This is a genomic window from Nitrosomonas sp. TNE100, assembly GCF_055387135.1.
The window spans coordinates 463,438-485,322 of record NZ_AP040997.1 but is presented as its reverse complement, the minus strand read 5'-3'; the positions used below and the strand labels follow the sequence as shown (position 1 = coordinate 485,322).

Sequence of the window (21,885 nt, the reverse complement as noted above, 5' to 3'; positions counted from 1 at the left end):
TTATTCCTCTACTTTCAATAGATATGCTGTTTTATTAATCATACCTCTAGTCGAAGGTAAATCCGGCAAAAAAACTGTACGGTTAATCTTCCTTAATCCCATACCTTGTATTATCAATCTATGTCTCTTTTTTGTACCAATTAAACTTTTTACCAAGGTTATTTTTATAGATTTTAATTTTTCCATTTAAATCAGGCCCCAGTAATTTCGTCTATGCTTTTACCTCTTTTAGCGGCAATCATTGCGGGTGTTTGGATTTTATCTAAGCCATTCAGAGTAGCTCGCACTATATTATACGGATTTGTAGAACCCAAACACTTAGCTAAAATATTATGTACACCCATCACTTCAAAAATAGCACGCATAGGACCACCAGCGATGATTCCTGTCCCTTCTGAAGCTGGCTGCATATACACTCTGGCTGCACCATGTCGACCAATTATGGGATGATGAAGCGTACCATTTATCAAGTTAATCTTAATCATTCCACGACGAGCCTCATCCATAGCCTTCTGCACGGCTAAAGGAACCTCCCTAGATTTCCCCTTACCCATGCCGATACTACCTTTCCCATCACCAACCACTGTTAAAGCAGCAAAACCAAGAATTCTACCACCTTTTACAACTTTGGTAACACGATTGACAGAAATCATTTTTTCTTTCAATCCATCAGCCTTTATTTCGTCTTGAGTTTTTGTACCTGTAGATCTCGTTGTTTTAGCCACCGCAATTACCTTTATTTTAAAACTTCATCCCTGCTGATCTAGCTGCATCAGCAAGAGCCTTTATTCGGCCATGATACTTAAATCCAGATCTATCAAAAGCTATTTCACTAATCTGTGAATCAAGAGATTTCTTAGCCACTAATTGACCAATATACCTAGCAGCTTCCACCGTCCCACCGTTTGGATATTGTTTTTTTACCTCCGCCTCAACTGTCGAAGCGCTAACAACCACATTATTTGATGAAGGATCCAAAATCTGCGCATAAATATGATTATTACTCTTATGAACCAACAGCCTAAAACGCTTTGAATTGCTAATTTTAATTCTAGTTGCTTTAGCACGCCTTAAGCGAGCCTGTTTGATCGTATTTAGCAACATTATCTTATCCTTATATCACTATTACTTTTTCTTAGTTTCTTTAATTATAACTTTCTCATCAAAATATCGAATTCCCTTTCCCTTATATGGTTCAGGACGCCGATAAGATCTAACATCCGCAGCAACCTGACCAACTTTTTGTTTGTCGATACCTTTGATTAGGATTTCAGTTGGATTTGGCGTTTCCACCTTAATATCTTCTGGAACGGAATAAGATATAGGATGAGAAAAGCCGAGATTCAAATTTAAAATATTGCCAGAAACTTGTGCCTTATACCCAACTCCTACAATGAGAAGTTTTTTCTCAAATCCATTTGTCACACCTCTAATCATATTTGATATCAAGGCATTAATCGTTCCCACTATAGATCTTGCTTGTTTTGAAGAGTTTAAGGCTTGAATAGTTAAATAATTTGAGCTCATTTCAATTTTAGTATTATGAACATCAATTAATTGAAATAAACTTCCCAAAGGCCCTTTTATAGCTATACCCAATTCTGTCAACTGGACTTCCACTAATTTTGGTATCTCGATTGGTTTTGTTGTTGTGTAGAAAGACATTATTAAATTACCTCACGCAACTATGCACAATAACTCACCACCAACTCCTCCAGCTCTTGCCGAACGCTCGGTCATAACACCCTTAGAGGTTGATACAATAGCTATACCCAAACCATGCATCACCTTCGGCAGATTATTTCGTGATGAATACCTTCTTAATCCTGGCTTACTTATCCTGGTAAGTGAAGTAATAACTGGTCCGCCGTTAAAATATTTCAAACATATATCTACATATAACTTTCCATCACTGACTATCTCTTGATAGCTCTCAATATATCCTTCATCTTTTAGTATTTTTAGAATTGCTTTTTTTAACTTTGATGAAGGGATCTTTACTTCTTTTTTTTCTGCAGCCTGCGCATTTCTTATGCGCGTAAGCATATCAGCTATTGGATCAGTCATGCACATATATACACCAAATTATATTTTGTTCCAGAAATAACTTTTTTATCACAATTTTCTTCAAAGTCAAAGCTTAACTTTACCAACTTGCTTTAATAACACCTGGAATTTCACCACGCATCGCTATTTCACGCAGCTTAATTCTTCCCAAACCAAATTTTTTATATACTCCTCTTGGCCTTCCAGTCAAGATACACCTCTGACGCAGCCTAACGGGACTAGAGTTTCTAGGGAGTCCTTGAAGTAAATTACGCGCTGTTGACTTTTGTTCAATATCTGATTTGGTATCTTTTAAGACAGCAATTAATTCTGAACGACGTGTCGCATATTTATTTACTATTTCCATCCTCTTTATATTACGATTTACTATTGACTTCTTAGCCACATTATTCCTTCCTTTAATTTTTAAATGGAAATTTAAAAGCAGAAAGCAAAGCCTTAGCTTCTATATCAGTTTTGGCCGTTGTGGTCATCGTTATATTCAAACCACGCAATTTATCAATCTTATCGTAATCTATTTCAGGAAATATAATCTGCTCTTTAATTCCCATATTAAAATTACCACGGCCATCAAAACCTTTTCCTCCTATTCCTCTAAAATCACGTATACGAGGGATAGCAATACTTACAAGACGATCCAAAAATTCGTACATCTTTATTCCACGCAAAGTTACCATGCAACCAACCGGATAACCTTGCCTTATTTTAAAAGTTGCAATAGATTTCTTCGCTTTCGTAATTATGGGTTTTTGTGCCGAGATCTTTTCCAGATCACTGACGGCATTTTCCATTATTTTTTTATCAACAGCCGCCTCACCAACACCCATATTTAGAGTTATCTTTGTTATTTTAGGAACCTGCATCACAGTTTTATAATTAAACTGCTGTATTAGTTCCTTTATAACTATATTTTTATAATAATCAAATAATCGAGCCATTTTATTCTTCTATCCTTACAAATCTATTAGAGTGCCATCAGATTTAAAGTAGCGTACTTTATTACCTGATTCATTAAACCTAAAACCGACTCTATCCGCCTTATTTTTGTCAGAATTAAAAATTGCAATATTAGAAACATGAATTGGTTTTTCTATTTCAATAATCCCACCAACAATATTTTTACTTGGATTAGGCTTAACATGCGATTTAACTCTATTTACATCTCTAACTATTACTTTTTCTACACCTTCAAACTTAATTACCGTTGATTGCTTACCCTTATCTTTACCTGATAATATAATTACGTTGTCACCCTTCCTGATTTTTTTCATGGCCATAAGCTCTTTACTTTAAATTACTTCGGGAGCTAGAGACACTATTTTCATGAACTTTGCTGTACGAAGCTCACGTGTTACCGGACCAAAAATTCTAGTACCTATAGGCTCTAATTTATTATTCAAAATTACCGCGGCATTCGTATCGAACTTCACCAAAGAGCCATCAGATCTGCGAATTCCCTTTGCCGTTCGTACAATAACCGCGTTATAAACCTCTCCTTTTTTGATACGACCACGAGGCGCGGCATCTTTTACAGCAACTTTAATAACATCTCCGATTCCAGCAAATCTTCGCTTTGATCCTCCGAGAACCTTGATACACATTACAGTGCGAGCCCCCGTATTATCAGCTACTTTTAGTAAAGACTGCATCTGAATCATATTTATACTTCCTGTTAAGATTGATTCTAAATTTTGTACGGTAGGATATAAATAACACTTTTCAATCGAGGGTTATATTCAATTAATCTTTACTACCTTGATTACTCGCCAAGATTTGGTTTTTGATATAGGGCGTGCTTCACTTATAGCCACCACATCGCCCACTTTATATTGATTATGCTCATCGTGAGCATGATATTTTTTTGAACGAGTGATAATTTTTCCATAAAGAGGGTGTTTTACTTTTCTGTCAATTCTTACAGTTACTGTTTTATCTCTCTTATCACTTATAATTTGTCCAATCAGATATTTACTTTGATTGTCTAAATTCATCGCCATCCTCTTTTTCTCGAATAATGGTTTTAATACGCGCTATATCTCTACGCACTTTTTTAACTTGAGACGTATCTGTAAGCTGTTGCGTCTTCAACTGGAATCTCAAACCAAATTGGATTCTTCTTAACGATAAAAGCTCTTTTTCCAAATCTGGCAATCCTTTTCCCTTTAATTCTATTACTTTCATTAAGAAATTAACTCCCTAAATGCCTTATCACAAATACCGTCTGCATTGGTAGCTTTGCAGCAGCCAATCTAAAAGCCTCACGTGCAAGCAGTTCATCAACTCCATCCATTTCATAAAGCACTTTTCCTGGCTGAATCTCTGCAACATAGTACTCTGGATTCCCCTTGCCCTTTCCCATTCTAACTTCAGCAGGTTTTCGCGAAACAGGCTTGTCTGGAAAAATTCTTATCCAAATACGTCCACCACGCTTGATATGTCTCGTCATTGCACGTCGAGCCGCTTCAATTTGTCTTGAGGTTAATCTTCCACGGCCTATAGCTTTAAGCCCAAACTCCCCAAAACTAACCTTTGCGCCTCTGGTTGCCATACCAGTATTGCGACCTTTATGCTGCTTACGAAACTTGGTTCTGGCTGGTTGTAACATTACTAAATCCCTTGCTTTCGAGCTACTTTAAAATATAGTCACAAACTTAATCTGAGCTGACTCTCAGAGAGATTAAGCTTTTGCTTAGTTTTGACGATCCCTCACACTAAGCTGTTCCCCTTTAAAAACCCAAACTTTAACGCCAATCACACCATAAGTTGTTTTAGCTTCTGAAGTTCCGTAATCAACTTCGGCTCTTAATGTATGAAGAGGCACTCTTCCCTCTCGATACCATTCAGTTCGTGCTATTTCTATACCATTCAACCTTCCAGAACTCATTATCTTAATCCCCTGAGCTCCTAATCTCATAGCGTTTTGTATCGCCCTTTTCATAGCTCTTCTAAACATTATTCTTTTTTCAAGCTGTTGAGTAATACTAGCCGCAATAAGTTGCGCATCAATCTCAGGCTTACGTATTTCCTCTATATTGATGTGCACGGGAACATTCATAAGTTTCTCAACATTTTTACGAAGAATCTCAATATCTTCGCCTTTTTTACCAATTACAACACCTGGTCTTGACGTATGTATTGTGATTTTTGCATTTCTTGATGGTCTTTCAATAATGATACTTCCTACAGAAGCATGCGCTAATCTTTTTTGAAGATACTGCCGCACATTAATATCTTCATTTAAAAAAACTGAAAATTTCTTTGTGTTTGCATACCAACGAGAAGACCAGTTCTTCAGAACTGAAAGTCTAAATCCTGTCGGATTAATTTTTTGACCCATGAATTATTTACCTTTTTTCATGTTTACTTAATAAATTTCTATCTATTGCAGACGGTCAAGAAAATATTACATGTTGGTTTTGATATACGATTTCCTCTCCCTTTTGCGCGCGGACTAACACGTTTTAGTGAAGATCCTTGCCCTATAAAAACTCGAGCTACCTTTAATTCGTCAATATCAGCACCTTCATTGTGCTCCGCATTTGCTACCGCTGACTCAAGTAACTTTAAAATAATTACCGCCCCCTTCTTTGGACTGAATGTCAAGAGCTTAATAGCCTGATCAACCTGCAATCCTCGAATTTGATTTACCACTAACCGCCCTTTTTGAGCGGATAATCTTACGCTACGTAAAACTACAGATGTTTCCATATATAATCCTATCGCTTAGAACCTGCTGCCTTCTTATCACCAGCATGGCCTTTAAACGTTCTAGTATGAGAAAACTCACCAAGTTTATGACCAACCATGTTTTCTGTTATAAAAATGGGAATATGCTGCCTTCCATTGTGGACAGAAATAGTTAATCCAATAAAATCCGGGAGAATGGTTGATCTCCGTGACCAAGTTTTTATAGGCCTTTTATCATTATTTTTACGAACAGCTATGACTTTATTGATGAGATGTAAATCAACAAAAGGACCTTTTGAAATAGATCGGCTCATACTTTTAACCTTTCTTAGAATATCTGCTTCGAACAATCATATTGACTGTCCTCTTGTTTCTTCTTGTCCGGGATCCTTTTGAAGGCGTGCCCCAAGGACTTACAGGGTGCCTTCCAGCGGCAGTTTTACCTTCTCCACCACCATGAGGATGATCAACAGGATTCATCGCCACACCTCGAACTGTTGGACGAATTCCTCTCCATCTTACAGCCCCAGCCTTACCTATTGATTGCAAATTATGCTCGGAATTACCAACCTCTCCAATTGTTGCTCTACAATTTATATGTATCTTCCTGATCTCACCCGATCTCAATCTAATCTGAGAATAGTCACCTTCGCGCGCCATAAGCTGAGCAGAGGATCCAGCAGAACGTGCTAATTGCGCTCCCTTACCAGGCTTTAGCTCGATACAATGAATCACACTTCCAACCGGAATGTTACGGATAGGCAATGCATTACCAGTTTTAACTGGAGAACCTGATCCATTGACCACGTACGAGCCCACCTCTATATCCTTTGCTGCAATAATATATTTCCTTTCTCCATCCGCATAGCAAAGTAATGCTAAATACGCACTTCTGTTAGGATCATATTCAATGCGCTCAACCTTTGCAGGAATATCATCTTTATTTCTGCAAAAATCGACAATCCGATAATGATGTTTATGTCCCCCACCAATATGTCGTACTGTTATCTTTCCAGAATTATTCCTACCTGAATTTTTTTTCTTTTTCTCAGTTAATGCGGAATATGAATTTCCCTTATATAAAAAACTGTTTACAGATCTAACCACTGCTCTTTGACCTGGAGAGGTAGGTTTTGATTTTTTAAGTGTCATTATTTATCCTCAAATAACCTTACATCAGTAAAATCTATCTCGCGGTCATCTCTTAGACTAACAAATGCTTTTTTCCAATCTGATTTTTGCCCTATATATCGGCCAAATCTTTTTTTCTTTCCCTTTACATTTATTATTTGTACGCTCTTTACTTTAATATTCTGTGATTTCCAAATCTGCTCAATAGCTAATTTAATTTCAGCTTTATTAGCATCGCGTGAAACATAAAATATGATTTGCCTAACTTTCTCAGCTAAAAAAGTTGCCTTCTCGGAAATTTGTGGAGCTTTTATTACTTCCAGTGCTCTTTCACTGCCTATATTGATAATTTTCATTGCAATACGCTTTCAATTTTATTTACTGCTTCGCGAGTAATAACAACGTTATCATAAGACAATAAGCTTACAGGGTCTATTAAGTCAATCTCGACTACTTTTACATTCGGTACATTTCTGGAAGCCAGATATAAATTCTCATCTACTTCATCAGTAATAATCATTACATTTTCAAGTTGATAATTTTTTAATTTCTGCAAAAAAAATTTTGTTTTTGTAGTCGCGACCTGAAATTCACTTATCGCTACTAATTTACTATTTCTTAATAGTTGGGAAAATATCGTACACATCCCCGCACGATACATTTTGCGATTTATTTTTTTGGTAAAGTTTTCTGTTGGCTTATTGGGAAATATTTTCCCACCTCCCCTCCACAATGGATTCGATGCTGCACCAACTCTTGCTCTTCCGGTTCCTTTCTGTCTCCATTGTTTGCGCGTAGAACCGGCAACTTCAGATCGCCCCTTTTGGGCTCGAGTACCGCTTCTGGCATTCGCCAAATACGATGTCACTATTTGATGAACCAATGCCTCGTTATATACCCTGTCAAAAACAGAATCTGATACTTCAATATTAACAACTTGTCCATTTTCGCTTCTACAAGGAATTTTAACCATTTGCTTATACTTATCAGTTATTGTTTATTTGCGTGTTTCACACTTGGGCGTATAAAAACTCCGTTGCCTTTTGAACCCGGAACCGATCCCTTCAAAAAAATCAGACCACGAACAGTATCAACACGTACAACTTCAATATTCTGGATTGTGCTATTTACACCCCCCAACCGACCTGTCATTTTCTTCCCGGGGAAAACCCGACCTGGATCTTGCGCCATACCAATCGAACCCGGAACATTATGTGATCTTGAATTACCGTGACTGGCTCTACTCGAAGAAAAATTATGACGCTTTATAGTACCAGCATATCCCTTACCTATAGACACCCCACTTACATCTACTTTTGACCCTATCAGGAAAATTTCGACGTTTATTTCAGAACCTAATTTTAGGTTGCTATTGATAGCTTGCTGCTCTATTCTAAATTCTTTTATTACTTTTCCTGCCTCTACACCAGCTCGTGCAAAATGACCAGATAGTGCCTTTGTTATTCTATTTTTCCGTCGATATCCTTGCGTCAACTGAATTGCTGAATAGCCATCTCTTTCAGCTGTTTTAATCTGCACCACACGATTTTTCGAAACATCAAGAACGGTGACAGGCACGCTACTTCCAGACTCGGTAAAGATTCTAGTCATTCCTACTTTTTTACCGATAAGCCCTAATTTCATTTGCTTCCTCTACTTTGAGTTTTTGCCTTCTATAGCTAATAAATAAACTACAGCTTGATTTCAACATCAACACCAGCAGGCAAATCAAGCTTCATCAGTGCATCTACTGTTTTATCTGTAGGATCAATAATATCCATTAGCCTCAAATGCGTTCTAATCTCAAACTGATCGCGCGAAGTTTTATTTACGTGCGGTGATCGCAGCACATCAAATCGTTCAATACGCGTCGGCAGTGGCACTGGCCCCTTAACCACAGCTCCTGTCCGCTTTGCTGTTTCTACTATTTCAACAGCTGACTTATCTATTAGGCGATAGTCGAAAGCTTTTAAACGTATACGTATTTTTTGATTTTGCATAAAGCACTCTAAGTTGTATATTTTACGGAGCTTGTTTTATATGAGACTACCAATCCTTAGCAGTATCGATGTATCTAAACTTATTCAATTACTTTGGCGACCACACCAGCGCCGACGGTACGTCCACCTTCACGAATAGCAAAACGCAATCCCTCGCTCATTGCTATTGGCGCAATCAAATTGACATTAACTGATATATTATCACCTGGCATCACCATTTCGACGCCTGCCGGCAGTTCAATGGAGCCTGTTACATCAGTTGTTCTGAAATAAAACTGTGGGCGATATCCTGCAAAAAATGGTGTATGCCGACCACCTTCTTCTTTGCTCAACACATATATCTCCGCAGAAAATTTGGTGTGTGGCAGTATACTACCCGGCTTAGCCAGAACCTGGCCACGCTCCACCTCTTCTCGCTTGGTACCTCTTAATAATATACCAACGTTGTCTCCGGCCTGCCCTTGATCCAGCAACTTCCGAAACATCTCGACACCGGTACATGTCGTTTTGATTGTAGGTCGCAATCCCACAATTTCTATCTCATCACCAACCTTGACTATACCGCGCTCCACACGCCCTGTAACAACAGTTCCACGTCCGGAGATTGAGAACACATCTTCAACAGGCATAATAAAAGCCCCATCAATCGCTCTTTGTGGCTCCGGGATGTATGAATCCAGCACTTCCGCCAGCTTCAGAATAGCTGCTTCACCGATGTCACCTTTATCCCCTTCCAGCGCTTTCAGTGCTGAACCAATAATAATAGGTGTATCATCCCCTGGAAAATCATACTTGGATAACAGTTCACGTATTTCCATTTCGACGAGCTCAAGTAACTCAGCATCGTCTACCATGTCAGCTTTATTCATGAAGACAATGATATAAGGCACTCCCACCTGTCGCGCCAGCAGAATATGCTCGCGTGTCTGCGGCATGGGCCCATCAGCCGCTGATACCACCAGAATAGCGCCATCCATCTGCGCCGCTCCTGTGATCATATTCTTCACATAGTCGGCATGACCCGGGCAATCAACGTGCGCGTAATGGCGTTTATCTGTTTCGTATTCAACATGGGATGTGTTAATAGTAATCCCACGTGCACGCTCCTCGGGCGCCGAATCTATCTGAGCATACGACTTGGCTTCCCCGCCAAATTTCCTGGTCAGGATGGTCGTGATCGCCGCCGTTAACGTCGTTTTCCCATGATCCACATGGCCTATCGTCCCTACATTTATATGCGGCTTCACCCGCTCGAATTTACTTTTCGCCATTACGTCAACCTCTTTTTATTTGAATAGCTTTATTTCTTACTGATGATTGCCTCAGCCACATTTTTTGGAGCTTCAGAATAATGCTTGAACTCCATAGAGTATGTTGCCCTACCTTGAGTAGCAGATCGAAGTATAGTGGAGTACCCAAACATCTCCGCCAATGGTACTTCTGATCGTATCACCTTAAACCCTGGAATATCTTCCATTCCCTGAATAATTCCACGACGTGAAGATAAGTCACCAACCACATTACCCATAAACTCAGATGGTGTTTCCACTTCTACTGCCATCATTGGCTCCAAAAGAACTGGGCTGGCTTTTTTCATACCATCTTTAAACGCTATTGATGCAGCCATCTTAAAAGCATTTTCATTGGAATCAACATCGTGGTATGAACCATCAAATAATGCGATTTTTACATCAACAACCGGGTATCCGGCAAGCACTCCGTTCGATAATGAATCCCGCAATCCTTTCTCAACAGCAGGAATATATTCTCTCGGAACAGCACCACCCTTAATTTCATCAACAAATTCAAATCCCTTACCTGCTTCATTAGGCTCCATTCGCAACCATACATGACCATATTGACCACGACCACCACTTTGCTTAACGAATTTACCCTCAATCTCAACTTGCTTTCTTATCGATTCTCGGTATGCAACTTGTGGAGCACCTACGTTTGCCTCCACTCCAAATTCTCTCTTCATCCGATCAACAATAATTTCCAGGTGGAGTTCACCCATACCAGAAATAATCGTCTGGCCAGATTCCTCATCTGTTCTAACTCTAAAAGATGGATCTTCCTGAGCTAAACGGTTAAGTGCAATCCCCATCTTTTCCTGATCAATCTTAGTTTTTGGCTCTACCGCTACATGAATAACTGGCTCCGGGAAATCCATACGTTCCAGAGTAATTACATGATTAGGATCACATAATGTATCCCCCGTTGTAACTTCCTTCAGACCTACTGCTGCAGCAATATCGCCAGTTCCAACCTCTTTAATTTCTTCACGCTGATTAGCGTGCATCTGCAACAATCTACCAATCCTTTCCCTCTTTCCTTTAACAGGATTAAATACAGTATCACCTGATTTAACAGTCCCAGAATATACCCGAAAAAATATTAGCTGCCCAACGTAGGGATCTGTCGCAATCTTAAATGCTAGAGCTGCAAATGGACTATCTTCACTTGGTCCACGCTCATCCTCCAAGCCATTTTCATCTACACCTTTAATTGCCGGTACATCTAATGGTGAAGGCAAATAATCTAAAACAGCATCCAACATAGCCTGCACACCTTTATTTTTGAATGCTGTCCCACAAAGCATTGGCACGATTTCATTATTTATTGTTCTTGCACGTAGCCCTTGCTTGATGTCCTCCACTGCCAAATCACCCGCTTCCAAATACTTATTCATCAACTCTTCACTTGCTTCGGCCGCAGACTCTATCATTTTTTCGCGCCAAGCAGCCGCATCAGCTTGTTGAGAAGCCGGTATTTCACGCTCCTCAAATTTCGTGCCTTGACTTGCATCATCCCAATAAACAGCTTTCATCTTCACGAGATCAATGATGCCAGCAAATTTATCTTCCGCTCCGATAGGCAATTGAATTGGCACAGGATTTGCCTTAAGCCTACTTATCATTTGCTCACGGACACGCATAAAATTTGCACCCGATCGATCCATTTTATTTACAAAAGCCAGCCTCGGAACGCCATACTTATTTGCTTGCCGCCAAACCGTCTCTGTTTGTGGCTGCACACCACCAACCGAACAAAATACCGTACAAGCTCCATCCAAAACCCGCAATGAACGCTCCACTTCAATCGTAAAATCTACGTGCCCTGGTGTATCAATTACATTAATCCTGTGCTCGGGGTAATTGCCCGCCATCCCCTTCCAGAAACATGTTGTGGCGGCAGAAGTAATTGTAATGCCCCTTTCCTGCTCTTGCTCCATCCAATCCATAGTGGCAGCACCGTCATGCACCTCTCCCAACTTATGAGAAACACCTGTATAAAATAATATACGCTCACTTGTTGTTGTTTTTCCTGCATCAATATGAGCCATGATGCCTATATTACGGTATCGCTCTAACGGATTTCTTTTTGACACTGCCACACCCTAAGATTGTTTTTTCTGATAAATAGCTACAGCTGTACTTTATATATAAGCAGCCAACTCTTCAAAACCTGAAATGAGAAAATGCTTTATTTGATTCTGCCATTCTATGCACTTCCTCACGCTTCTTAATTGCCGTTCCACGATTCTCAGAAGCCTCCAGCAATTCACCAGCCAATCTTAAATCCATTGACTTCTCACTACGCTTACGAGCTGCGTCTCGCAACCACCGCATAGCCAGAGCACTCCTTCTCACCGACCTAACCTCAACCGGAACCTGATAATTCGCACCACCTACCCGCCTGCTTTTAACTTCTACGACCGGCCTGATGTTTGACAGCGCCTGTGTAAATACCTCCACCGGATCCTTTCCCGATTTTTTCTCTACGTAACTTAAAGCACCATATATGATTTGCTCAGCAATTGATTTTTTTCCACGCGTCATCAATACGTTTACAAATTTAGCCAATTCCACATTATGGTATTTTGGATCCGGTAAAATCTCTCTTTTGGGCACTTCTCTGCGTCTAGGCATTTTGCACTATCTCAATATTTTGATTATTAATCTCACACAGCTATACGCACACTGAACTATATATCTTATGCACTTTTTGGTCTTTTTGAACCATATTTTGAACGCGCTTTCTTTCTATCTTTCACACCAGCCGTATCCAAACTTCCGCGCACAGTGTGATACCGAACACCCGGCAAATCCTTAACTCTTCCACCACGGATCAATACAACCGAGTGCTCCTGCAAATTATGCCCCTCGCCTCCAATATAGCTACTCACTTCATAACCATTGGTTAATCGCACCCTGGCCACTTTCCTGAGCGCAGAGTTTGGCTTTTTAGGCGTTGTCGTATAAACACGAGTGCACACCCCTCTTTTCTGGGGACAGCTCTCAAGAGCAGGAACCTTACTTTTTACTTGCTTTGCTTTACGTGGCTTGCGCACCAATTGACTAATTGTCGGCATTTTGCTCCCAGCTTTTCATACATCAAGTTTTAATTCTATTATGCAGGTTGTTTTCATTAAAATAGCGCAGACTCTTTTTTACGCCTTCAACCTATGTTTTTCTTTTGCTTTCCTATAGCCTTGTTTTACACAAAACCCTCTCGCCTTATATAGCGGCTAAAAAAGACTGCGAATTTTACGGCGTTATTATTTTCAAGTCAAGGCTAAAGTATTCTGTTGCCGCAGTTAAATCAACTGACTATCCAAAGGTCTGTTCCCATTTCACATTGGTAACCACAGGAAGGTACAAACCCATAGCCACGAGGCTTTCGTGGTTTTTTTGGAATTTATCAAAGCACGGGGCCACCGCCCGGCACTGTTTCAACCGTGCGAAAATATTTTTTACCAGGTGTCGGTACCGGTATAGTCCTCGGTCCGGATCTGTATTACCTGTTTTGGAGTTCCACTCCCCTGGAATGACTGCCTTGGCACCTTGTTGTTCGATTTGATCGCGAATGGCCTGACTGTCATAGTCCTTTGTCTGCGATAATGGATTGAGCCGCGCCCAGCCTGGATCGCAAAGCCAATGCGTGTGTGCAATCATTGATCTGACTACCGATAATATTGAATGCGATGGGGGAAGCCCGTGGGTATCTACCGCCATGTGCATTTTACACCGCCCTGGCTTTTTCCGATTGCCTTATCCTTACCGCTCGCACTGTGCTGGTGAGCCTTGATAGCTACCATCGATAAAAACCCGCTCCATGTCCAGCTCAACCACCAGAGCCTGAAATACCTTGAGCCATTTTCCGCTGACAGACTAGGCGGTGCATCGTTTATAAACCTTGCTCCAGCTCCCGAATGAACCGGTACCATGCGGTACAGTATGCCTTCGACAGTCATACGCAAATCTTGCTTGTTGTAGAGGTGATTGTGAAGCAAAATGGCCAGTAGCTTCAGCCAGAGTTCTGCATTGAGTAACAACCAAGGTATTGCAAGCTCCTATTGCTGGTGAGAGCTACAACGATACGAACTTGCTTCTTTAAATTAATAGCTTGGGATCAAACAGGAACAGGCCTTAATAAATTAGGCACATCGACATCTTTTTACTCAATCGTATTTTTCAGAATCCTTTCATGAAGGAACTATCATCGTATTACCACACGCGTACCCAGTTTTACCCACGGATTCAATTGATCAATTTGGACATTAGTAAGAGCCACACATCCATTTGTCCAATTGAAACGAGAGTGTACTGCCTGATCACCCTTACCTATGCCATGAATACCTATGTAACCACCAAGCGATGTATCCTGTGGTGACAATCCCGTGGATTCAATGGTATTCATTATATTTTCCCAGACTTGTCGCGAAATTCTCCCCTCTGAAAGAGCCAAGTCCGCAACCTCTCGATTAGGGTAATTAATGCCATAAAAACGATAGAAGCGGTCATGTTGTTTAACCCAACTGATTCGGAACGATCCTAGCGGTGTTTGATTATCTCCTCGCATCCTTGAGTGGCTAGCGCCATACCGACCAATAGCGATATTATCAAAAGTCAGCAAGACTTTATCCTTGCGCATGACACTAAGCCGGTGCTCTGAAGTATCTATCAGAATCCACACGTCCTGAGCTGCACGGCTTGGCAGTGGAAATACCAATAACAAAAATAATCCGGTTAGAATCCAGCGCATTGTCAAACCACATCTGTCAAAAATTAATAACCCACTCTGAACACCCCTACTATCTCTGCTTCAATATCGCAGTAGTTCATGGTTTTCGTGCACCCAAGCCCCAGATCCAATCAGAATGCATAAAAAATCATGGCTCACTACCAGAACAGTCGCAAAAAGGAGCATTACCTGTTTTTTTGCAGACACAAAGCCAAACCGAGCCAGCTTCCCTAATCGTAAATGGCACAGGGTTTATCCCGGCACCTCTATGAGAACCGTCACAGAATGGTTGTGATTGACTGAGACCACATCGACACCAGTAATATCGCTTCCCAATTTCCAGCTGAACCTGAATCGGATGATTCTGCACAGCACCAGATTTATCCATGGCTTACTCCCACGGAACACTTGAGATACTGTTAATCAAATAGCTTCAGGGCTGTTTCACTACCAGCAGCAATACTATGTGCCGCCATTGTAGTTTGAATATCAGCCAACCGCTGCCTACTTCTTTTTACTCCACTTTCACTCAGCGGTACTCTGTTGTCATCCACCAGAAGGCCGTTCAATGTCGATGAAAAAAGTCTGGCAATATGGACCATCTGATCAAATACTTTCTCACCATTTGCGACCCTGGGCACATCTAACAGAAAAGTAATGCCCCGAGTAGTCAACGTCCGCATATTTGCCGGCAAAAACAGAGCAGACTCAAAGTTGCCAAGGGAAAACATCACCTCATTCGTTTCGCTATCCCGGTATCTGAAAACCCCTTCGGATTCCAGCCTAAAACCAGATGCCTCCGCCAACGCACGGATTTTGGTTCCAACAAAAGCACCACCATCTTTACTGATAATATTGACACCCATAATCACATCGACATCAGCACAAAATCTATCCAGATCAACCGCCCTGGCATACGCATCCGCAATATCAGGACAATCAACTTCCGCGTGAATCTGCACAGAAAAATCTTCGGCCATGTCACGAAATCTCGATAAATTAATTTCTGTTACCAGTCCAGAGCGATCCACAAGCTGCAAGCATCCTTTCAATTCGATATACGTATTTCTGGGGCTAAGCGTATCCAGCGAAATCTCCTCCCACAGCTGTCCTTCTGACTGCAGGCCGTACCAGCGCACTGGCTTACCGTAATCGAACTTCTGTTGCAGCAGATCTATGAGTCTCTCATGCGGGATAGGTGAGTTTGAGCGAATATCGGCAATATAATTGATCATGCTATCAACGCTAGCCGCTTTCTTCTGCACACCGGGCTCTTTCTGTACCGGCTGATCGTTCGCCACATGCCGTTCAGACAAAGCACTCGCCGGAACATTGGCCAAATCCGTCGCATCATCCTGAATTGACGGTACTTCATCACCAAATTGTGGCTCAATCCGTTCATCTACAGATATTGGTTTATGCTCATCACTCAATAAAACATCATCATGTTCATGTCTGAACGCATCCTGAACCCGGCGATGATGACGAGCCAACTGAATTCTGTTGAATATGACAACCCCGGCAATAATCACAACACCAATAATAACCAGGCTGATTTGCAAATCACTCATAAACTGTTATCCCCCTTTGGCACAATTGGTACGATTATAATCGTTCTGCTCGCACACAAGGGCACTTCTCAGAACCTGTTCCAACTCTTTTCAGCAGGATCACCAGAAATGCCAAGTGAATGAACTGTAAGCTGGCATTGAGTACTCGCTCACAGTTTTTTCACAGTCACTGATTCTTTTCTCGCCACGTGAAGCTACGTCCCACAATCCAGCACCTGGGTATGACTTTAAAGGTATGGCAGCTCGCTATGTTTAGCGATTTGTACCGTCACAAACTTTCCCAGGATTTCGCACACTCCTTGGGCAAAAGGTTTGCCCAGATAGGCGCTGTCGTACAGTAGACTTTGTCCCTACAGCAGCCCCTGTTTGCAACGACGCAGCCACCAGCAAAGCCCCCCTTACGGCCTGCCACCTCAGCTGTAGTGACTGCGATTGCATGGGGTAATCCTTAGATGCGTCTGGGGTAGGTCTTCCTGCGCGCACGCTCCAACAACGGCTTGATAATTTCAAATTGTTTACAACTGATGTCGCTCGGATAACTTTTTTCATACCCCAACATTATTATCAGCAGTTTTACAAGATCATAAACAGGTTCTTACAACCAACGCTTGCGCCGGAAATAAATCAGCATGCCAATAACCACAACGGCCATTACACTGAGCACGTAAAAATAGCCAAAACGCCAGTGCAGCTCAGGCAGATTCCACGGACTTTCAGTATCAAAATTCATACCGTACAGACCCGTGAGAAACATAAGGGGTAAAAAAATTGTGGCGATAATGGTAAGTGCCTTCATGACATCATTCATACGCTGGCTCACTGCGGACAGATAAGTATCAAGCAGATTAGACGCCATCTCACGATAGGTTTCAACAAAGTCAATCACAATCACGCAGTGGTCGTAACAGTCACGCATGTAAAGACGTGTGATATCAGACAGAAAATGTCCATCATCGCGCATAAGTGCGGCAATAACCTCACGTTGCGGCCACCAGATGCGACGCACCTGAACCAATTCACGCTTGATGCAATGAATTTTGTTGCGCGCCTCGTGACCCGGGTTGTCGAGAATTTCATTTTCCAGCGCTTCAATCTGATCGCCGAGTTCCTCAAGCAACGAAAATCCACTATCAACAATGACATCCGCCAGTGCATATAGTAAATAATCGGCACTATGCTCGCACGGCTTGCCCGTATTGCGAATACGCCGCCGAACAGGCTCGAAAAGATCACCTGGACCATCGTTAATACTGATGAGATAGTTCTTTCCCAGAAAAATACTCACCAGGCCGGTATTGAATTTACCCGTTTGATCCTGATGCAGGTAATTGAGCACAACAAACTGCTGCGCCTCGTAGGCTTCTATTTTGGAACGGGTCTCCCGATGGAATACATCCTCAAGCGCAAGCGGATGCAAACCAAACACCGCACTCAACGCCTGCAGCTGCTCTGGAGCAGGTAGACCTTGTAAATGCAACCAGATAACGTCTGCTGCGCTGGCAGCAGGCGCCTGGCAATCGTGTGCTGCAAGCCCACGTTGCTCTTCAATCACCCCATTTTTTCCATAACGCAGCAGTGAAATACACGCCAATGGCATCGGTGTCGTCCCTAACCCTGCAGCCGGCAGAGCTTCCAAAGAACCGGGGGACGCACCCGGACGATAATTACGCACGCGAGCATGATGCTTGCGTGGATGACTCAAATTCGTCGTAATTTTATGTTTCATAGACTCCTCTTTCTGCTCCGAAAGAATCTTCTGCCAAATAAAAATTCTTGGTTAAATCTGATGAAACAAACATGCAAGCTACCGATTTCCAGTCACAATCGTTGCACAGTGATCCAATCTTTGGATAAGATCAGAAACGTTAGTCTGTCGGGTGTTACGAAAACAAGTTGTTATGGCCGGATTTTTTATATTTCTCAAGCAGCCTGGGCAATACTTCGTGCAGACAGAATAATACATCTCGGGTCAGCTTAAAAAACTGTCGCGAGCAGATCAGGTGTCGTAAGTTTCTTGAGGCGCCTTTCAATATAACAAGCTGTTTTCATAAGGGGAACACATGAACAATATAGGAAAAGGATTGCTGATTGCTCTCGCAATCACCTGGTCAAGCCTGGCTTTTTCAGTACAGGATGGAGAACATATTGCAGCCTCTACACCTGTGGAAGAAACAGCCCCGACTACCGCCGAATCCGAAACTGCGGTCAAGGTAGATGAAAATGCACTACCCAGCGGTATTGGCTGGCAACTGATACGCAAAGTTGAAATGGGTAATTCAGGAAAATTTGTGAATATGGTGTTGATAGAAAAAGGGCGGCAAGCAGATAAAACGATATACAGCTCTGCCATTCACAAGCTGTGCGCAAACGAGAAAGAGTTCTGCAGAATACGTTTCTGGGTACAAAAATACTTCATTCCTGAAAAAGCCTCCCTCACGCTGGAGCAGCAAAAATCCCAGCAGGCCGACCACCTGTTTAATCGTGCAGCAGGTATTCACAGAACGCTCTGGGCTTGCACCATCGACCCAACCAGCGAATCCTGCATTCAGTAGTTATTACCTTGTTTCTGAGCCTGCCGGATGTATTATGTCAGCGCAGATCAGAAACATCTCTTCCAGAAACAGCCTGGGGTTGAGCGGGTGGCGTGCCAGTTGCTGTGAAGCAGCCAGATCACGCCATAGAAATCCAACCGCAACCGGATCTATGACTGCCGCCTGCCGCTTGATGGCATCCATCTGCTGCAGGTGGTAACGCACCCTTCCACTAAGGTGGCAGCTCATCAGGTCATAGCACCATTTCTGCATCCAGCTGGTCACACTGGATAAATCCTGCTTGTACAGTTTTTCTGCCAATCCGATTGGATCAAATTTCTCCGGCACACATAAACTCTGAATAAAATCAGCATGAGGCGAAGATTGTTGCTCGTCATAGTGCAATGCCAGCAATGGTGAGAAACTCGACATAGCCAAACGGAAATCAGGTTGTGCAATTCCCTGTTGAATCAACCAGTCTTTTGCAAGTTTACGATCCGGCGTCGGCATGGCAATCTGCCGACAGCGGCTCAGAATAGTTGCTGGAATCATTGACGTTCCGTGCGCTATCAGAATAAACAATACCTCTGGCGGCGGTTCTTCCAGCTTTTTCAGCAACGCATTGGCAGCAGCTGCATTCATTGCCTCGGCCGGATGAATCAACACCACCTTGTAGCGATTCTGGTGTGCGCTCAGATAGATAAAGTCATCCAGTGTACGGATCTGCGCAATCGTGATCTGCTGACTCGGTTTTTTGCCAGACTTTGTACCACTGGCCTCCTCCTGCTTTTCTTCGCTATTCCTGTCCGCCGTCCCATCCTGAACTGACAACGCTTCCGGCTCCAGCAAACGAAAATTCGGATGCAGCCCCTGCTCAAACCAGTAACAATCCTGACATTTTCCGCATGCCTTTCCTGTTGTATCCGCCTGTTCACACAAAATGAACTGCACCAGAGCAAGTGCAAAACCCAGCTTGCCGATCCCCTTACGCCCTTTTAGCAACAGGGCATGATGCCGTTTCAAACTGTCCGGTTGCCGGATCTGCTGCCAGATTGTCTGCTGCCATGGAAAAATTTCAGCCACAGTCATTTTTGAAGTTACCTATCTTAAAAAAAATAGTTTTTCATTAAATAAAGAAACTGCCTTTAATAAAGGCATTGCAGTTTAGCGTGATTTCCAACAAGCATGACCCGGATCGGAAACACTGGCACCCAATCTGGTTGTTTGAATATCCTGGTGATAAAGTCTGCATCCCCCCAAAAAAAGAACAAGGAAAGCAAGGCAATCACGCAATGTTATTGACATTAACCGATCCATAAATAATCACCAAAACCATGACACACAACGACACCACCGTAGAGGAACCGCCAAATATACACCCGCTCCCTTCCTTCTGGCAGGCACTCATTTGTTTTACAGGAATACTGCTGCTGATTGCATCGGGTTTGTTCGTGTTTCAAATCAGCCTACACGCACTCATTTTTCTGGCGTTGATCTGGGCAGGCCTGCATATCCATAGCCTGGGTTATTCGTTTGCTGCCATTCGCAGTATGATGGATGAAGGCATCGTCAGGGCATTGCCGGCGATTTACATTTTCCTGCTGATCGGCATGGTAATCGCCAGCTTTATGCAAAGCGGTACCATCGCAAGTTTGCTGTATTTTGGCCTTGACTGGCTCAATCCCACCCTGTTTCTGGCAACCGGTTTTGTATTGTGCAGCTTGATGTCGGTTGCAACCGGCACCTCCTGGGGCACCGTCGGCACCATCGGCGTAGTACTGATCGGAATTGGTAATGCTATGGGCATTCCACTGCCACTGGTGGCCGGCATGATCGTCTCCGGCGCAACATTTGGTGACAAGCTGTCACCGATTTCCGACACCACCAATCTCGCGGCAATAAGTGCTGGTACGAATCTATACCGACATATCGGCTCAATGCTGTACACCACGCTGCCCACATTCATAATTGTTCTGGCTATTTTTCTCGTATGGGGACTGCAGTACGGCGATTATCATCTTCCGCAAGCACATCTGGCAGAAATCCGCAGCGCGCTGGCACATTCCTATCGAATGAACGGGGCGATAACGCTGTTACCCCTGCTAGTGATGCTGGGCATGAGTATGAAACGCTACAGTGCCGAAACCAGTATGACATGCAGCATCCTGCTGGCAATGCTGATCGCCGTGGCCTATCAAGGAAGAGATACTGTCAATGTCATCAACGCGCTGTGGCTGAACACACCCGGCCATACCGGCATCGCCAATATTGACGAATTACTCGGACGCGGCGGTTTATACAGCATGGCCTGGACCTTGCTGTTATCCATCATGGCGCTAGCACTGGGCGGCATCCTGTATCGTGCCAGATTCTTGCAAGTACTATTGATGCGGCTGATTGCGCCGATCAGCCGAGCCAGTACCCTGATTGCCGCCACTATTGCCTCCGGCCTGGCCGGTAACCTGGTCATGGGAGAGGCGTATATTTCCATCATCCTCAACTGCCAACTGTTCAGGCAGCCTTATCGGGAAAAGCAGCTGGATCTGGCCGTATTATCGCGTTCCATTGAGGAAGGCTCCACACTGACCACCGGCCTGATCCCGTGGACAACAGCAGGTGTTTTTTACGCCGCAACACTGGGCGTACCAACACTGGACTACGCCGCGTATGCTCTGCTCAACGTGTTAAATCCTCTGGTTTCAATCATCATGGCCATGCTGGGAATAGGCCTGCTGCGCACCAAGCACCCTGTGGAGAGTTAACACAAAGCGCTACTTCTGCCCGCCATAACCAGCTTAAAAAAGTAAAATCTCTATTTATTCAGCATTTTACTGATATATAAATTGTTGATAATAAGTCAACTAACCCGCT

General features: G+C 42.7%; 30 protein-coding genes and 3 pseudogenes. 2 read left to right on the top strand and 31 right to left on the bottom strand.

Annotated elements, in window-relative coordinates; translation table 11 throughout:
• The 30 genes and pseudogenes from rpmD to corA all read right to left on the bottom strand — a co-directional run bounded on the left by rpmD (window position 1) and on the right by corA (window position 18,209).
• On the bottom strand, window positions 1-186 hold the full coding sequence (rpmD, locus tag ACZ5EJ_RS02410; protein ID WP_074455455.1) for a 50S ribosomal protein L30: 186 nt from the start codon (window positions 184-186) through the stop codon (window positions 1-3).
• A gap of 5 nt (window positions 187-191) precedes the next feature.
• Entirely contained in the window at window positions 192-725 is a 534-nt protein-coding gene (gene rpsE, locus ACZ5EJ_RS02405) for a 30S ribosomal protein S5 (protein WP_176752563.1), read from the bottom strand.
• Window positions 726-741: 16 nt separating this feature from the next.
• Complete coding sequence (rplR, locus tag ACZ5EJ_RS02400) at window positions 742-1,104, bottom strand: 50S ribosomal protein L18 (protein WP_011633688.1); 363 nt, start codon at window positions 1,102-1,104, stop codon at window positions 742-744.
• Window positions 1,105-1,125: 21 nt separating this feature from the next.
• Window positions 1,126-1,665: a 50S ribosomal protein L6 gene (gene rplF, locus ACZ5EJ_RS02395; protein WP_011633687.1), complete on the bottom strand. Its 540-nt coding sequence runs from the start codon at window positions 1,663-1,665 to the stop codon at window positions 1,126-1,128.
• 12 nt (window positions 1,666-1,677) lie between these two features.
• Window positions 1,678-2,073 carry a 30S ribosomal protein S8 gene (gene rpsH / locus ACZ5EJ_RS02390; protein WP_074455454.1) on the bottom strand — a complete coding sequence of 132 codons (396 nt, stop codon included), beginning with the start codon at window positions 2,071-2,073 and terminating at the stop codon, window positions 1,678-1,680.
• 73 nt (window positions 2,074-2,146) lie between these two features.
• Window positions 2,147-2,452, bottom strand: coding sequence for a 30S ribosomal protein S14 (gene rpsN, locus ACZ5EJ_RS02385; RefSeq protein WP_011633685.1), 306 nt, complete (start codon window positions 2,450-2,452; stop codon window positions 2,147-2,149).
• Window positions 2,453-2,465: 13 nt separating this feature from the next.
• Window positions 2,466-3,005, bottom strand: a complete 540-nt coding sequence (gene rplE / locus ACZ5EJ_RS02380; RefSeq protein WP_074455453.1) for a 50S ribosomal protein L5 — start codon at window positions 3,003-3,005, stop codon at window positions 2,466-2,468.
• 15 nt (window positions 3,006-3,020) lie between these two features.
• Complete coding sequence (gene rplX / locus ACZ5EJ_RS02375; RefSeq protein ID WP_074455512.1) at window positions 3,021-3,338, bottom strand: 50S ribosomal protein L24; 318 nt, start codon at window positions 3,336-3,338, stop codon at window positions 3,021-3,023.
• Between the two features lie 18 nt (window positions 3,339-3,356).
• On the bottom strand, window positions 3,357-3,725 hold the full coding sequence (rplN, locus tag ACZ5EJ_RS02370; RefSeq protein WP_011633682.1) for a 50S ribosomal protein L14: 369 nt from the start codon (window positions 3,723-3,725) through the stop codon (window positions 3,357-3,359).
• A gap of 78 nt (window positions 3,726-3,803) precedes the next feature.
• Window positions 3,804-4,058 carry a 30S ribosomal protein S17 gene (rpsQ, locus tag ACZ5EJ_RS02365; protein WP_011633681.1) on the bottom strand — a complete coding sequence of 85 codons (255 nt, stop codon included), beginning with the start codon at window positions 4,056-4,058 and terminating at the stop codon, window positions 3,804-3,806.
• Window positions 4,036-4,248: a 50S ribosomal protein L29 gene (gene rpmC / locus ACZ5EJ_RS02360; protein ID WP_041353422.1), complete on the bottom strand. Its 213-nt coding sequence runs from the start codon at window positions 4,246-4,248 to the stop codon at window positions 4,036-4,038. The genes rpsQ and rpmC overlap by 23 nt, the downstream gene beginning before the upstream one ends.
• A 7-nt stretch (window positions 4,249-4,255) precedes the next feature.
• Window positions 4,256-4,672 carry a 50S ribosomal protein L16 gene (gene rplP, locus ACZ5EJ_RS02355; RefSeq protein WP_011633680.1) on the bottom strand — a complete coding sequence of 139 codons (417 nt, stop codon included), beginning with the start codon at window positions 4,670-4,672 and terminating at the stop codon, window positions 4,256-4,258.
• 105 nt (window positions 4,673-4,777) lie between these two features.
• Window positions 4,778-5,404 (bottom strand): annotated as a pseudogene (rpsC, locus tag ACZ5EJ_RS02350) (30S ribosomal protein S3); the annotation flags it as partial.
• A 38-nt stretch (window positions 5,405-5,442) separates the two neighbouring features.
• Window positions 5,443-5,775, bottom strand: a complete 333-nt coding sequence (gene rplV / locus ACZ5EJ_RS02345) for a 50S ribosomal protein L22 (RefSeq protein WP_011633678.1) — start codon at window positions 5,773-5,775, stop codon at window positions 5,443-5,445.
• 8 nt (window positions 5,776-5,783) lie between these two features.
• Complete coding sequence (gene rpsS / locus ACZ5EJ_RS02340; RefSeq protein WP_074455452.1) at window positions 5,784-6,068, bottom strand: 30S ribosomal protein S19; 285 nt, start codon at window positions 6,066-6,068, stop codon at window positions 5,784-5,786.
• Window positions 6,069-6,072: 4 nt separating this feature from the next.
• Window positions 6,073-6,906: a 50S ribosomal protein L2 gene (gene rplB, locus ACZ5EJ_RS02335; protein WP_011633676.1), complete on the bottom strand. Its 834-nt coding sequence runs from the start codon at window positions 6,904-6,906 to the stop codon at window positions 6,073-6,075.
• Window positions 6,906-7,241 carry a 50S ribosomal protein L23 gene (gene rplW, locus ACZ5EJ_RS02330; protein WP_074455451.1) on the bottom strand — a complete coding sequence of 112 codons (336 nt, stop codon included), beginning with the start codon at window positions 7,239-7,241 and terminating at the stop codon, window positions 6,906-6,908. Before rplW ends, rplB begins: the two co-directional genes overlap by 1 nt.
• Window positions 7,238-7,858 carry a 50S ribosomal protein L4 gene (gene rplD, locus ACZ5EJ_RS02325; protein ID WP_074455450.1) on the bottom strand — a complete coding sequence of 207 codons (621 nt, stop codon included), beginning with the start codon at window positions 7,856-7,858 and terminating at the stop codon, window positions 7,238-7,240. Before rplD ends, rplW begins: the two co-directional genes overlap by 4 nt.
• 17 nt (window positions 7,859-7,875) lie before the next feature.
• A complete protein-coding gene (rplC, locus tag ACZ5EJ_RS02320; protein WP_074455449.1) occupies window positions 7,876-8,529 on the bottom strand; it encodes a 50S ribosomal protein L3 in 654 nt (217 codons plus the stop codon).
• A 47-nt stretch (window positions 8,530-8,576) separates the two neighbouring features.
• Window positions 8,577-8,885 (bottom strand): 30S ribosomal protein S10, encoded by a 309-nt coding sequence (rpsJ, locus tag ACZ5EJ_RS02315; protein WP_011633672.1) that lies wholly within the window; start codon window positions 8,883-8,885, stop codon window positions 8,577-8,579.
• An 80-nt stretch (window positions 8,886-8,965) separates the two neighbouring features.
• Complete coding sequence (gene tuf / locus ACZ5EJ_RS02310) at window positions 8,966-10,156, bottom strand: elongation factor Tu (RefSeq protein ID WP_011633671.1); 1,191 nt, start codon at window positions 10,154-10,156, stop codon at window positions 8,966-8,968.
• Between the two features lie 29 nt (window positions 10,157-10,185).
• On the bottom strand, window positions 10,186-12,276 hold the full coding sequence (gene fusA, locus ACZ5EJ_RS02305; RefSeq protein ID WP_464557374.1) for an elongation factor G: 2,091 nt from the start codon (window positions 12,274-12,276) through the stop codon (window positions 10,186-10,188).
• Between the two features lie 70 nt (window positions 12,277-12,346).
• Entirely contained in the window at window positions 12,347-12,817 is a 471-nt protein-coding gene (gene rpsG / locus ACZ5EJ_RS02300) for a 30S ribosomal protein S7 (RefSeq protein WP_074455434.1), read from the bottom strand.
• Between the two features lie 65 nt (window positions 12,818-12,882).
• The gene (gene rpsL / locus ACZ5EJ_RS02295; RefSeq protein ID WP_074455433.1) at window positions 12,883-13,260 is read right to left on the bottom strand and encodes a 30S ribosomal protein S12; all 378 of its coding nucleotides are present in this window, start codon (window positions 13,258-13,260) and stop codon (window positions 12,883-12,885) included.
• A gap of 261 nt (window positions 13,261-13,521) precedes the next feature.
• A pseudogene (locus ACZ5EJ_RS02290) lies at window positions 13,522-14,232 on the bottom strand (IS5 family transposase).
• A gap of 155 nt (window positions 14,233-14,387) precedes the next feature.
• Window positions 14,388-14,933: a L,D-transpeptidase family protein gene (locus tag ACZ5EJ_RS02285; protein ID WP_074455432.1), complete on the bottom strand. Its 546-nt coding sequence runs from the start codon at window positions 14,931-14,933 to the stop codon at window positions 14,388-14,390.
• A gap of 127 nt (window positions 14,934-15,060) precedes the next feature.
• On the bottom strand, window positions 15,061-15,300 hold the full coding sequence (locus ACZ5EJ_RS02280) for a CDGSH iron-sulfur domain-containing protein (RefSeq protein WP_011633665.1): 240 nt from the start codon (window positions 15,298-15,300) through the stop codon (window positions 15,061-15,063).
• Window positions 15,301-15,331: 31 nt separating this feature from the next.
• Window positions 15,332-16,483: a cell division protein ZipA gene (locus ACZ5EJ_RS02275; RefSeq protein ID WP_011633664.1), complete on the bottom strand. Its 1,152-nt coding sequence runs from the start codon at window positions 16,481-16,483 to the stop codon at window positions 15,332-15,334.
• Between the two features lie 34 nt (window positions 16,484-16,517).
• Window positions 16,518-16,931: pseudogene (locus ACZ5EJ_RS02270) on the bottom strand (transposase family protein); the annotation flags it as partial.
• A gap of 147 nt (window positions 16,932-17,078) precedes the next feature.
• On the bottom strand, window positions 17,079-18,209 hold the full coding sequence (gene corA / locus ACZ5EJ_RS02265) for a magnesium/cobalt transporter CorA (protein ID WP_083331290.1): 1,131 nt from the start codon (window positions 18,207-18,209) through the stop codon (window positions 17,079-17,081).
• A 334-nt stretch (window positions 18,210-18,543) separates the two neighbouring features.
• Here corA and ACZ5EJ_RS02260 point away from each other — a divergent pair, with 334 nt between their 5' ends.
• Window positions 18,544-19,035, top strand: coding sequence for a hypothetical protein (locus tag ACZ5EJ_RS02260; protein ID WP_074455431.1), 492 nt, complete (start codon window positions 18,544-18,546; stop codon window positions 19,033-19,035).
• Window positions 19,036-19,038: 3 nt separating this feature from the next.
• Here the strand turns inward: ACZ5EJ_RS02260 and holB are convergent, their stop codons facing one another.
• Window positions 19,039-20,103, bottom strand: coding sequence for a DNA polymerase III subunit delta' (gene holB / locus ACZ5EJ_RS02255; RefSeq protein WP_074455430.1), 1,065 nt, complete (start codon window positions 20,101-20,103; stop codon window positions 19,039-19,041).
• Window positions 20,104-20,348: 245 nt separating this feature from the next.
• Here holB and nhaC point away from each other — a divergent pair, with 245 nt between their 5' ends.
• Window positions 20,349-21,776: a Na+/H+ antiporter NhaC gene (gene nhaC / locus ACZ5EJ_RS02250; RefSeq protein WP_464557372.1), complete on the top strand. Its 1,428-nt coding sequence runs from the start codon at window positions 20,349-20,351 to the stop codon at window positions 21,774-21,776.
• Window positions 21,777-21,885: the final 109 nt, after the last annotated feature.